The 13405-nt window shown below is 42.2% G+C and carries 13 protein-coding genes; all 13 read right to left on the reverse strand.

Annotation, left to right across the window (positions count from 1 at the left end):
• Positions 1-48: 48 nt before the first annotated feature.
• Complete coding sequence (locus LKJ51_RS02085; protein ID WP_291978947.1) at positions 49-936, reverse strand: linear amide C-N hydrolase; 888 nt, start codon at positions 934-936, stop codon at positions 49-51.
• 60 nt (positions 937-996) lie between these two features.
• The gene (locus tag LKJ51_RS02090; RefSeq protein ID WP_291978946.1) at positions 997-1671 is read right to left on the reverse strand and encodes a hypothetical protein; all 675 of its coding nucleotides are present in this window, start codon (positions 1669-1671) and stop codon (positions 997-999) included.
• A 389-nt stretch (positions 1672-2060) separates the two neighbouring features.
• Positions 2061-3044: a ribose-phosphate diphosphokinase gene (locus tag LKJ51_RS02095; protein WP_191684446.1), complete on the reverse strand. Its 984-nt coding sequence runs from the start codon at positions 3042-3044 to the stop codon at positions 2061-2063.
• A gap of 150 nt (positions 3045-3194) precedes the next feature.
• On the reverse strand, positions 3195-4559 hold the full coding sequence (glmU, locus tag LKJ51_RS02100; RefSeq protein ID WP_291978945.1) for a bifunctional UDP-N-acetylglucosamine diphosphorylase/glucosamine-1-phosphate N-acetyltransferase GlmU: 1365 nt from the start codon (positions 4557-4559) through the stop codon (positions 3195-3197).
• Positions 4560-4568: 9 nt separating this feature from the next.
• Positions 4569-5402, reverse strand: a complete 834-nt coding sequence (gene purR / locus LKJ51_RS02105) for a pur operon repressor (protein ID WP_291978944.1) — start codon at positions 5400-5402, stop codon at positions 4569-4571.
• Between the two features lie 118 nt (positions 5403-5520).
• Positions 5521-6372: a 4-(cytidine 5'-diphospho)-2-C-methyl-D-erythritol kinase gene (gene ispE / locus LKJ51_RS02110; RefSeq protein WP_291978942.1), complete on the reverse strand. Its 852-nt coding sequence runs from the start codon at positions 6370-6372 to the stop codon at positions 5521-5523.
• A gap of 330 nt (positions 6373-6702) precedes the next feature.
• Complete coding sequence (locus LKJ51_RS02115; RefSeq protein WP_291978941.1) at positions 6703-6954, reverse strand: Veg family protein; 252 nt, start codon at positions 6952-6954, stop codon at positions 6703-6705.
• An 87-nt stretch (positions 6955-7041) separates the two neighbouring features.
• Entirely contained in the window at positions 7042-7935 is an 894-nt protein-coding gene (gene rsmA / locus LKJ51_RS02120) for a 16S rRNA (adenine(1518)-N(6)/adenine(1519)-N(6))-dimethyltransferase RsmA (protein ID WP_291978939.1), read from the reverse strand.
• Positions 7932-8492, reverse strand: coding sequence for a ribonuclease M5 (gene rnmV, locus LKJ51_RS02125; RefSeq protein WP_291978937.1), 561 nt, complete (start codon positions 8490-8492; stop codon positions 7932-7934). Before rnmV ends, rsmA begins: the two co-directional genes overlap by 4 nt.
• On the reverse strand, positions 8479-9294 hold the full coding sequence (locus LKJ51_RS02130) for a TatD family hydrolase (RefSeq protein WP_291978935.1): 816 nt from the start codon (positions 9292-9294) through the stop codon (positions 8479-8481). Before LKJ51_RS02130 ends, rnmV begins: the two co-directional genes overlap by 14 nt.
• Before the next feature lie 11 nt (positions 9295-9305).
• Positions 9306-11333 carry a methionine--tRNA ligase gene (gene metG, locus LKJ51_RS02135; protein ID WP_291978933.1) on the reverse strand — a complete coding sequence of 676 codons (2028 nt, stop codon included), beginning with the start codon at positions 11331-11333 and terminating at the stop codon, positions 9306-9308.
• Between the two features lie 76 nt (positions 11334-11409).
• Positions 11410-12258 carry a DUF72 domain-containing protein gene (locus LKJ51_RS02140; protein ID WP_291978931.1) on the reverse strand — a complete coding sequence of 283 codons (849 nt, stop codon included), beginning with the start codon at positions 12256-12258 and terminating at the stop codon, positions 11410-11412.
• A 445-nt stretch (positions 12259-12703) separates the two neighbouring features.
• Positions 12704-13405 carry an NAD-dependent protein deacylase gene (locus LKJ51_RS02145; protein ID WP_291978930.1) on the reverse strand — a complete coding sequence of 234 codons (702 nt, stop codon included), beginning with the start codon at positions 13403-13405 and terminating at the stop codon, positions 12704-12706.

Below are 13405 nucleotides of genomic sequence, written 5' to 3' on the forward strand. Positions count from 1 at the left end.
TATAGGTAGAGGGTGAAAAAAAACGTTTAGTTTTTTCCACCCTCTTTACTATTCAAAACGCTGAATTTTCTTCTGGTCCGCGTTTATCTTAACGTTATAGCTAGTTATCTCGCCCGTAATCTGATTCCAAAAACGGTACTCCCCGCTTTGCTGGTTAATGATTGCTTGATAATGGGTATAGTTATGCAGGTGGTGTTCATTTTTGGGAACCGTCACTGATTGAAGAAATGAAGATAGCTCCTTAGTTGTTGAAATTTTATTTTGCCACCGTGCCTGGGCTGCAAGGATAAAGCGATCACTAGAATTACGACCAGTAACCGACTTTTTCATTGTTAATAATGAAGTCTTTGTCTGTGAAGTAAACTTGGGATCTTCTCCATTACCAAGGAAATCATTGAGTTTTTTTACTTGTTCTGGATAGGCAGGAGTGTTTGTATACGCACCAATCGAATTTTTGAAAACCACTAATTGACCATTCAAAGGTTCAATTCCGTATGTCCCGGTCGAGTCCATCAGCAGCCAGTGGAATGGATATTGCTGATTATCAAACCATTTTTCCTTAATCACGCTTACGTTTTGCAAATCATTAACCACATCCTGAACAGTCGCGTGTTTTGCCAGGATCCAATGAATAAAGTCTTGCGGAGTTAATGTTAATTTACCCGGTTGGCGTGAACCATAATCAGCAGCAACAGGGAAAAATAGCTCAGCACAGATAAGCCCACGCGCATTAATTCCATCACCGATCAGATAGTGATCACCAACGAGGCGCATTCCTCCCAGAATTGCGTATTGATCCTGAATTTGTAATGTCTGACCCGCAGGTGACCACTTATGACCAGCAGGAAGAAATGTCAATCGCCATGGAGTCCGCGGTGGAAAATCCATCGTCCGCCCGAATAATTTTTCATGATCTAACGTTAATACTGTACACATTAGCTTTTCCCCGCCTTCTAAAGAAAAAGGCAGGGTTTACGCCCTACCTTGAAATTAAAATTATTGCAATTTAGTAACGGCGCCAGTTTGACTATTGTACTGGTAAATTCCGATTAAGTTAGCAACAGTATTGTCACTATTATTTTGCCGTACTTCTAGCTTATATACATTGCCGTTAGCAGAAGTTGGCGTGATTGAGTAGCCTTTTTCTCCCGTAAAGCCCATCTTGTTAGCAAATGATTCAATAACACTATCACTTGTCTTATCAGATGCCTGTTGGTTAGCTACTCGTTGACTGGATGAGGAGTTCTTTACCTTAACGTTTTGTTTCTTGTTAATCTTTGACCGTAAGCTCGTATATGCATCACGCATTGCGGTACTAGTAGATTTCAACGGCTTTAAACTATTCGCTGCAGTTTGATAATCGCCATTATCATATGCCTGCTTTGCAGTTAGGTAGTTTTGTAAATCGCCCTTTAAGTTATTAGCCTCATTCGAACGGTTTTCAGTATTATTCAACTTATCGTAAGCAGCTTGAAAATCATTATTATGAATTGAACGATTTGCTGAACGAACTGCCTTTGTTGAATCACTTTCAGACGATTGAGCACTACTGGTAGATGAGCTCTTCGTTGAACTAGTTGATTGACTATTACCACAAGCAGCCAGTGTCAAAGCTAACGTTACCGCCGCAGCCCCTACCGAAATATTCTTGAAGAACTTATTTACTGTCATAATTACTCCTCCTTTTTCCACCCCTAATTATACCATTCCCACTTTCTACCAACCTTCCTGAGAGAAAGGCTTAAGAAAAAATTAGAGTGTCTTCATCCCAAAGAGTTTCCGGAAAGCTAGCAATTTCTCCTGACGAAGGCGACTTGCGCCTAGGAAGGAGGTTGCTAGCTCGAGGAAGGCTAGGGCGAACACATTTTTACTGTGTTGCATTAGGAGGAAAATCTAGGAAACTCAGATGAAGCGCAGTAACTGAGTGGGTTCACAGACGAAATTGATAAATCAATTTCTAGTTCACTCCAACATTTTGACCATATTGCAATGAAACAACAGAAAATGAAAAAAGTGATTGCCGGTTCAACAGCAACCACTTTTTTTTCATTTTCAATATATTAAAGTTCAGCACTCTTAAATACTTGCTTGAACAAAGGACTAACAGGACGGTTTTCGTTAATCCGCTTAATTGCAGAACCAATAAGTGGGGCAACGGAAACTTGCTTAATCTTATCAATCTGCTTTTCTTTTGGTAATTGAATTGAGTCAGTCACAACAACTTCCTTAATTGGTGACTTAGATAACCGTTCAATTGCTGGGCCAGAAAGGACCGCATGAGTACATGAAGCATAAACTTCTTTGGCACCAGCATCAATTAATGCTTGAGCACCAAGGGTAATCGTTCCGGCAGTATCAATCATATCATCAATCATGATACACTTTTTCCCCTTAACATCCCCAATAATGTTCATAATTTGGGCAACGTTTGCTCGTGGACGACGCTTATCAATAATCGCAATTGGTGACTTCAAGAATTCAGCCAATGCCCGTGCCCGAGTAACACCACCGTGATCAGGTGAAATAACAACGGCATCTTGAGCAACGCCTTCTTTGATAAAGTATTCAGCTAATAATGGTGCTCCCATCAAGTGATCAACAGGGATATCAAAGAACCCTTGAATTTGAGCAGCATGTAAGTCCAAAGCGATTACCCGGTCAACGCCAGAGTTTTGTAGCATGTTAGCAACTAACTTAGCAGTGATTGGTTCACGACTACGCGCTTTCCGGTCTTGGCGTGCGTAACCATAGTAAGGAATTACCACATTAATGGTATTGGCACTTGCACGACGCAAAGCATCAACCATGATCAGCAATTCCATCAAATTATCATTGACCGGTGCTGACGTGGATTGAATAACATAAACATTATCACCACGAACACTTTCTTCAATGTTAATTTGGATTTCACCGTCACTAAAACGGTCAACAGACAATTTACCCAATTCAACACCAACATGCTTAGCGATACTTTCGGCAAGCGGCCGGTTTGAATTTAAAGCAAAAATCTTCAACTTAGGGTCAAAATAATGATTAGTAGTCATTGCATCCTCCACTGGATTAATTCAAAACTGGGAAGCTGTGACATCAATGCCTACAGCTTCGGATTAAATAATATTACATGTGCAGTAAGCATTATCATATCAACACTTCAATAATATAAATTTGCTCCACAAAAAGCAAGAGCGGAAAGCTTACCAAGGTAATTTTTTCGCGTAATTTTCCTTATTGGTCTGGCGTGCACGGGCAATTGCCATATCGTATTCGTCAACATTGTCCGTAATTGTCGAACCGGCCGCAACAAAGGCATTGGCTGCAAGATTAACTGGTGCCACCAAGTTACTGTTACTACCGATAAAGGCGTGATCACCGACATTCGTGTGGTGCTTGTTCTTACCATCGTAGTTAACAAAGACAACTCCACAACCAACATTAATGTTCTTACCAAGAGTTGCGTTACCAATGTAAGTTAAGTGGCCAACCTTAGTTCCTTCACCAATAAAGGCCTTCTTAACCTCACAGAAGTTACCAATATGAACATTCTTACCAATTTCAGCATCTGGACGCAAGTGACTATTAGGGCCAATGTCACTACCATCATGCATTTCAGCATTCTGGAGCGTTGAGGACGTAATTGTTACCCCATCATGAATGGTCGAATCTTCAATCCGTGAATGAGCACTAATATAGCAATCATTACCAATCGTGGTCTTACCCTTAATTACGACACCACCTTCAATTACGGTGTCTTGGCCAATCTTGACCCCATCATCAATGTAAGTTGTCTCTGGATCAAGCATTGTTACACCCGACTTCATTAGCTGAGTGTTAATCCGCTTACGCATCAGCTTATTTGCCCGTGCAAGAGCAACCCGATCGTTAACTCCCATTGATTCATCAAAGTCTGCCATCTTGTAGGCAGTTACGACTTCTTGATCCCGCTTAAGGATTTCAATGACATCAGTCAGGTAGTATTCACCTTGGGCATTATCATTATTGATATTCTTCAGAGCAGCAAAAAGTTTCTTGTTGTCAAAGCAGTAAACACCAGTATTAATTTCATGGATTTCTTGTTCTTCAGGAGTGGCATCCTTCTGTTCAACAATCCGTTCAACGATACCAACTTCATTCCGAATAATCCGACCGTAGCCAGTTGGATCCGGTGCAACGGAAGTAAGGATCGTTGCTGCAGCATGACGTTGTTCATGGTATTCAAACAACTTCTTGAAAGTATCCGCAGTAAATAATGGTGTGTCACCACTAACAACGATTGTTTCACCATCTTCGTCTGCAAGGAGCTTCTTTGTTTGCATTACCGCATGACCAGTCCCCAATTGTTGGTCTTGTAAAGCAAACTTAGTCCGGTTACCAATAACTTCTTCAACCCGATCAGCACCAAAGCCGACAACCGTAATAATATTATCAATATTTGCCTTTTCCAATTGGCCAACAACGTGTTCGACCATTGTCTTTCCACATACCTGGTGCAAAACTTTGTATAACTTTGACCGCATCCGGGTTCCCTTACCGGCTGCTAGAATAATCGCATTCCGCTTCATTTTATTCCGTTACTCCTTCTCAAAAACATCTTTAATAAAACTACCCGGTCCGGCTTGGATCGTCTTCTTTTCATCGTCAACTGCATTAACCTTAATCAGTGAAGTACAGTTATCTACCAACCGTTTCCCCGTAACTTCACCTTCTGCAAGGACAGTCATCCCTACTAGGTTCGCATCAAATTCCTTAATCAATGACTTCATCCCGTTCAGGGTGCCACCACCCTTCATAAAGTCATCAACAATCACAACGTTAGCGCCCGCAGAAAGTGTCCGCCGTGACAATTCCATCTTCTTAATCCGCTTAACGGAACCAGAGACATAGTTAACACTCACTGTAGGTCCTTCTGTAATGTGAGAACTATTCCGAACAATCACAAATGGTTTATTAAGGTACATCGCGGCACTTTGAGCAATCGGGATCCCCTTAGTTTCAACAGTCATGATCACGTCAACGTCTTGATCAACATACTGGGTAGCGATTAAACGACCAACCCGCCGTAAAATATCCGGACGACCGATTAGATCTGAGAGATAAACGTAATCCCCAGGCAGTAAACGTGTATCATCACTAACCGCCTCAACCAGATCAGCAATCGCTTTTTCAGCATTCTCCCGTGAATAGAATGGCGTTAATACTGCTCCACCACTTGCTCCAGGAATTGTCTCAAGTTGACCCATTCCCCATGAGTGAAAAGTATGCCGAATGATGCTGAGATCTTCACTAATTGACGACTTAGCAGAATCATACCGTTCCCCAAAGAATTTCAGTGAAACAAGGGACCGCGGGTGTTCCATTAAGTACCTTGTCATATCAACAAGGCGGTTACTACGTCTAACCTTCATATTCAATCCTCCAAAAGTATTAATTGCCTTTGATTTTAACATAAATGTTCGTCTTTTGCTTAATGTTCATTAAAATAACTGGACTTTTCTTCAGTATTAGAAGAGGCCCAGTCAAAAATTATAATAGTGTGACGATATTGACGTTACGGCAAAAGCCAGAAATCCCATTTTGAACTCGGCGTGCCCGTGATTCCGTATGACAAATTGCAAAGACGGAAGGCCCGGTCCCACTCATTTGCGCCACATCAGCACCTAGTTCAATCATCTTATCCTTTAACCGCTTAATCTCAGGATAATAGCGCATTGTCAACGGTTCTAAAACATTTCCCATATACTTAGTGGCCGTTTGCCAATCACTATTTTCTAGACTTTCAATTAGCTTTTCATTCTCTAAGTGCTTAATCTTAGTGTAATCAATTTGGCGAAGGATCTGTGGCGTTGATACACTGATCTGCTGTTTTGCGATTACCACCCAATAATGTGGTTGATGTGGTAACAGTTCAATTTTTTCGCCATGTTCGGTTACGTGAGCCAACTTACCATAAACGCAATAAGGAACATCGGAATCAATGGAAAGTGATAGCCGTGCCAATTCTTCTAGCGATAAGCCAAGGTCCCAGGCAGAATTAAGAATTCGCAACACGGCAGCAGCATCAGATGAACCACCGCCAAGTCCAGCCGCCACCGGAATATTTTTCTTAATATTAATCGTTAATCCTTCACGTCGATGGAACCGATTCCGTAAAATATTAGCTGCTTGAAAGGCCAGGTTCCGTTGGTCATTTGGGAGAAAACTGCTATCGGTATATACCTTAATTTCACCTGGCTGGTCATGAATTTCCACTGTAACGTAATCAGCTAAGTCAGCAGAAACCATTACCATATCCCACTTCAGCATCCCATCAAAGTAGCGTCTTGGAGTATCAAGGCTTAAATTAAGCTTTGCCGGTGCCTTTTCCGTAATCAGCATCCCACACACCTCCCCAGTTTTAGTCAAGTATTTTACATTGATTATAGCAGAGTGTGAGCAGGCAAAGAAGGCTCGTAAGACAACAATTTCTCCTGACTGGATGCTAAAAGCATCTGGGAGAGAGTTTGTTGTCTATAGAGTCTTCCCTGCGAAGGAGTGAACTAGAAAACTTGTTTTCGTTCGTGAACCCTCGCAAGTCTAATTAGCTACTGCGCACATTTCCACTATGTTGCCCAGAAAGCTCTAGTAAGATCCCGGCGAGCACGTTTACTATGTTCATTTCAACTACACAAAAAGCCCCCGACATCCAATGTCAGGAGCTTTATTACTTTAGGCCTGTGCTTCTTCATCTTCGAAATCAATCGAGATATTTTGTGTTAAGAGATCTGTATAACTGTAGGAAATCCGGCTAATTTGTCCTTGTCCTTCATTAACGTGAACAACAAAGATTGCTGGATAGGTCTTGCTAAGGACACCATGATGCTTAGCAATTCGTTTACGACCTGCTTGAGCAGTTACTAGAACTCGTTGGCCAATCCGTCCCTCGAGTTCTTGCTTAATCTCTAATATACTTTTTGCCACACATCTCACCTCACAGGCTGAACTATACGCTGATTTAGCATAAAAGTCAAAATTTTATCACAAGTTTAGCGATAATTCAATCATATTTTAAATTAATTTTTCTTGGTGGAACGCGTTCAAAAGGCTGATAAATTGGGCTAAAGTTAACTTTTCTGGCCTAACCTGGGGTGAGATCTCGATCTGTTCCAAAACTTTTGTCATTTTCGCTTTTATATCTGCATCTTTACCAATGACACTTTGTAGATTATTCCATAAACTCTTCCGTCGATGAGCAAAACAGCCACGGATAAATCCCATTAACTTTTGCTTATCGAATGGTTCAACAGAAAGTGGTTCTTGTCGTTGTTTAAGGACTACGATCGCGGAATCAACGTTTGGTGCAGGAATAAACGAATGCCGTGAAACGTTAAAGGCAATCTCCGCCTCCATCTGGTACTCAATCGCTAACGTTAGTGAACCATACTGCTTTGTTCCTGGGTTAGCTGTTAACCGCTGGGCAACTTCTTTTTGCATCATCACGGTGATTGAATTCCAGCGAACGGGGCTTGACAACAAGTTCATCAAAATAGGGCTTGTAATATAGTACGGTAAATTAGCGACAACCTTGATCGGTTTATCTGGATTAGTAAATTGCTGCTTAATTAGTTCAGGTAAGTTTGCCTTTAAAACGTCTTGATTAATCACCGTAACATTATCGTAAGCAGCCAATGTCTTTTCCAAAACCGGGATCAAATCCTGGTCAATTTCTACGGCAACCACCTGTCCAGCCGCCTTGGCTAGTTGTTCGGTTAAAGCACCAATTCCAGGGCCAATTTCAATTACGTTATCTTCACTCGTAACCTCTGCCGCATCAACAATCCGGTGGAGAATTTCAGGATCGGTCAAGAAGTTTTGACCAAACCCCTTTTTGGCATGAATCCCATATTCGTTCAAGATTGAACGGGTTTCTTTTCTGTTACCGATTTGTGTTGATTCACTCATTTTTCTTCCTCCCGATCCAATTGTCGAACTGCATTTTCAAAATCCTCTCGGTGAATTTGGAACAGCTGTAGTCGTTTCAAAAGTTGTTTACCATTTCCGTAACCAATCCCGAGAATTTGACCAAGCCGTTCCCGACGATGACGTGAATTAGTCCTCCCAGTTAGTCCGGCTATCTTCAAATCAGCACTCGTTATTTCAGCTGCTCCTGGCTCTCCCTGAGTATAAAGGTTCGCCAAAGCTGACTTAATCACTTCTGGTGCCGCATGTTCAACCCCAAGGCTTCCTTTAAATTCAGGAACACCCTGATCGCGGCGAATAAAGGCATGTTTGACCCCCGGAATTGCATTGCTAATCATTCTGCGAATCCGTTCACCGTTAAAGTCGGGATCGGTAAATACGATTAGCCCGCGAGTTGCCTGGAGCTTCTTTAGGCGAGCAATATCAACTTCCGATAGTGCTGACCCGTTAGTCTCATAGGTATCGGCATTAACTGCTTTTAAGATTTGCTTGGTATCGTCCTTTCCTTCAACAACGATTACTTCTTTAATCTTCTTCATTAACTTTCTCCGTTAAAAATAGCTGCTGAGCATTATGGAATGTCTTGTAAGCTACTAATTCAGCGTCAACATTTTTCAATTTGGCAATTGCATCAACGACAAACTTGGTAAATCCCGGCTCATTCTCTTTGCCCCGGTACGGAATTGGCGTCAAGTAAGGAGCATCAGTTTCAACCATCATCCGGTCTAACGGGACCGCTAGCGCAGCCTGATGGACTTCTTCGGCAGTTTTAAAACTAACGACGCCACTAAACGAGATCGCCATTCCTAAATCCATAAATTTTTCGGCCATTTCTGGTGACCCATTAAAGCTATGCATTACCCCACCAAACTCATCCACATGTGAATCACGTAAAATCGGGTACGCATCTTCCAAGGCATCCCGAACATGAATTGATACAGGCAAGTGAAATTGACGGGCAATTTCTAGCTGACGGGCAAAAACTTCCTGCTGGCGGTCATGGGGCGATTGTTCATCGTTAAAGTAGTCCAAACCGATCTCTCCGATTCCAACAACCTTAGGATCATGCAATTGTTGAATCAATTGTTTTTCGCTCTCATCATTATAAAACCGAATATCCTCAGGGTGCCAACCAATGATTGCATGAAGATTGTCATAATCATGAGCGAGTTTAACAGCCCGCTCGTTAAGGATCGTATTTGAGCCAACAATATTCATCTGGGTAACCCCATAATGGGCCGCCCGTGCTTCAAACGCCGGAACATCATCATAAAAGGCGTCATCGTTTAGATGCGTATGCGAATCATAAACTTGACGCCAGTTCTTATGTTGTTTACTCATTGAGCAACCTATTATTCAACGCCCATTCCGGGAACAAGTGAGTCAGGAACGGTCACAACGGTAACATTACCGTCCTTTTCAGCAGATAGTAACATCCCTTGGCTAACTTCACCACGCATCTTCCGGGGCTTTAAGTTAGCAACAATCAAGACCTTCTTGCCAACAAGAACTGATGGGTCTGGATACCATTGAGCAATTCCTGAAAGAATTTGCCGTCCTTCTGCGGTTCCATCATCCATGTGGAACTTCAGGAGCTTATCGGCCCCTTCAACGTGTCCTGCTGAAGTAATTTGAGCCACTTTTAATTCAACTTTATCGAAAACGTCGATCCGGATTTGTTTCTTACCAGTTGTTTCTTCTTCACTCATTGCTTTTTGCGCTTCTTTCTTTGCTTGTTCCATTGCTTTACGTCCCTTTTGCTTTTGGTTAGCACTCATTTGACTCTTGATGAACTCAACCTCTTCCTTAACGTCTAATCGAGGGAAGATTGGGGTTCCCTTAGCAACTACTTGGGCAGTTTCAGGGAAATCGTTAAATTGCAAGTTAGTCAATTCAAGATTTGTCCCTTCAAGACCAAGTTGGTTCACAATTTCCTTTGGTGCGTGGGTCATTACTGGTTGAATCAACGCTGCAATTACCCGGAGGCTCTTAGCTAAGTGGGTCATTACATCTGACAATTCTGCCTTCTTGCTTTCATCCTTAGCAAGAACCCATGGCTCAGTCTCGTCAATGTACTTGTTAGCACGAGCAACCAACTTCCAAACGGCTGATAAAGCATCCGCAAAGTGGACCTGATCCATCTTTTCCTTAAATTCAGTAATTGCGTTTGCCGCTGTTTGTTCAAGATCAGCATCATATTCAGTTGTAGCATCATTGTTAGCAACCAACTGACCATCTTGGTACTTATTAATCATGGCAACGGTCCGGTTCAATAAGTTACCAAGATCGTTAGCCAAGTCAAAGTTAACCTTATCAACAAAGTCTTCTGGACTAAAGACCCCATCGTTACCAAATGGCATGGCCTTCAAGAGGTAGTAGCGAGTGGCATCAAGGCCGTAACGCTTAACCAAGGTTTCAGGGTAAATTACGTTCCCCTTAGACTTAGACATTTTACCGTCCTTCATCGTCAACCAACCGTGACCAATGACATGCTTTGGTAATGGTAGGCCTAAAGCATGAAGCATGATTGGCCAGTAAATCGTGTGGAAACGGACAATTTCCTTACCAACCATGTGCACATCAGCAGGCCAATACTTCTTGAAAAGACTATCATCGTCCGAGCCGTAACCCAGAGCAGTAATATAGTTGGATAATGCATCGATCCAAACGTAAACCACGTGCTTAGGATCGTTTGGCACCTTAACCCCCCAGTTAAAGGAAGTCCGGGTAACGGCAAGATCCTCTAGTCCTGGCTTTAAGAAGTTGTTAACCATTTCGTTAACCCGGGCATGTGGTTCAATGAAGTCCGGATGGTCCTTGTAATACTGCATCAACCAGTCAGCGTACTTACTCATCTTAAAGAAGTATGATTCTTCTTCGACCAGCTGAACTTCGTGACCTGATGGGGCCTTTCCACCGATCACTTTGCCGTTATCGTCACGGTAAACTTCAGCTAACTGACTTTCGGTGAAGTACTCTTCATCATCAACCGAGTACCAGCCCTTGTACTTACCCTTGTAAATGTCGCCTTGATCAACAAACTTCTGGAAAATCTTTTGAACGGCCTTTTCGTGGTAGTCATCAGTGGTTCGGATGAACTTATCATTGGTGATTTCCATTGTCTTCCATAGTTTCTTGATCCCAGCAGCCATTTTATCCACATATTCTTGTGGCTGCATGCCAAGCTTTTCGGCTTTTTGTTCAATCTTCAGTCCGTGCTCATCGGTTCCTGTTAGATAGAACACGTCATATCCAGTTAATCGCTTGTAACGTGCTTCCGCATCACAGGCAACGGTTGTATATGTATTACCAATATGTAATTTACCAGATGGATAGTATATTGGCGTTGTAATGTAATAAGTTGGTTTTTGTTCAGCCATATGAGGCCCCTCTTTCTAACTAATTCCTAATTTTAATTAACCTTAAGTATAGCATTATCCGCAACCCACTCCAAGCTCAAAAGAGATCGAGCTGTTGTGGATCCTTGGGAGCAAGTCCCGTAAACTTAACCCCCATTAGTTGTTGCAACTGGAGAGCGTTCGGTGCCGCATCACCGCCAGAATTATTATTAAAAATAACACAGAGTTCCTCTGGCTTTGGCTCAAGCTGCTTGATCTGTTGAGCAAAGGAAACCAATTCCTCACTTGAATAACGGTAAAGTGTCCGTGTCTTCCGCCATTCTTTTCCAGCGTTGTCCCAGCCTTTTCGGTTACGACCATGTAAACGAACCATTACCAATTTTGGGTTCGTCGTTGCCAGGTGAAAGGGTACAGATGTTACCGTATCGTGTGGTTCATCGGCAGCCACCAAGGTAAAGTTAAGGTCCCGACAATACGAAATCAATGAATCAATAACACCCGGCCGGTACCAAGAATTATTTCGTAACTCAATTGCAATCGGTAGGTCACCCATCCAATCACGGATCAGTTTCAAATATTCAATATCTTTCACCGCCGAGTCAAAATACGGTGGAAACTGAAACAAAATTGTCTTTAGCTGGCCCGTGGCAATTAATGGTGAAATGGTTCGTCGGTACTGCTGAAAAAGCAATGCCAATTCACCCTTCTCCTGGTTTCGCTGATGAAGGGTCATCCCCTGGTGGGCCTTAATGATAAATTGAAACTCGCTCGGCACCTGTGAAAGCCAATTCCGAATCGTCGACATTTGAGGTAAAGCATAGAAAAAAGTATCGACTTCAACCGTTGGCATATGTTGAGCATATTCGTTTAAGGTCACAGGACGCTGCTCATTATTTATTAACGCCGGGTGCTCCGTCCAGGTTGTTAGACCCATCGTAATCTTCATTTGCTCTTTCCTCCGTTATTCTCAGCAATTTCTTATTTTCTCGAAAATAAATTTATACTCATTTATTCCGGCTATCCAGAGCCGTCTTAATGACTTTTATGCACGATCTGACTTATTTTCACGCAGAATATGCAAAAAGCGACAATTTAGAAATGAGACGGTTTCTTAGAGATGTTCCAATTTGGGATCTTTCATGATATCTTGATGGTGGAAACAATTAATGGTCCAAAAAATGAAAGGAGCGATCATAATGTCATTAACTACAAAAACTATTCGTAACGTATTTTCACTAAAAAAGAGTGGTAGCGAAAAACGTCATCAGGGGATGCCATTTAAGGTCGCTGGCAAAGTGATCTTCTTCGAGTAATTATTTACCACAATATAATAAAAAAGAAGCTGCTAGATTGCGTTTCATCTCATTGATTTACGCACGGCAGCTTCTTTTTTAGTTAACTTTCAATTCCGCAAAGAACTTCGTCGCGTCGGTTTGGACCATTTCAAAATCACACGGTAATTGAAGGGCTTCCTGGTTAACTGCCAAGACCTTTGCCGCTGGGTTACGGTATTCGAGAAGACCGGCAAATGGATAAACCTTCATTGAAGTCCCAACAATTACAACCAAATCTGCCGCCTGCATTGCCCGAACAGAGTTAATAATATTTTCCTGCTTAATCCCCTCATCATAAAGAACAATGTCAGGGCGCAATGCACCGCCATCCTTTTGGTGAAGTCGGCTCTTCAAGTACTCTGCAACAGGGACTGTTTCATGACATTTCTCACAGTACACATTGAAGAGGTTCCCGTGAAAGTCAATCAGGTGCTTTGTTCCCGCTTCTTCATACAAGTTATCAATATTTTGAGTAATAACGGTTGCCCGATCTTGCTTAGTTAATGCAGCCTGCTTTTGGTGAATAATATTTGGCTTTGCATCAGGAAAATACAGGTTATCCTTACAAAAATTATAAAATCCTTCTAGATCGCTTACAAAGTACCGGTGACTCAAATAGTATTCCGCATTCCGATCTTTTGTATATAGTCCGTTAGCAGACCGAAAGTCCGGAATACCTGAAGCGGTTGAAACTCCCGCTCCCGTCAAAAAGACAATCCGTTGAGCATCATCAAATAATTGTTGTACTGCTTGTTCCAT

Source organism: Limosilactobacillus sp. (genome assembly GCF_022651205.1).
GTDB lineage: Bacteria > Bacillota > Bacilli > Lactobacillales > Lactobacillaceae > Limosilactobacillus.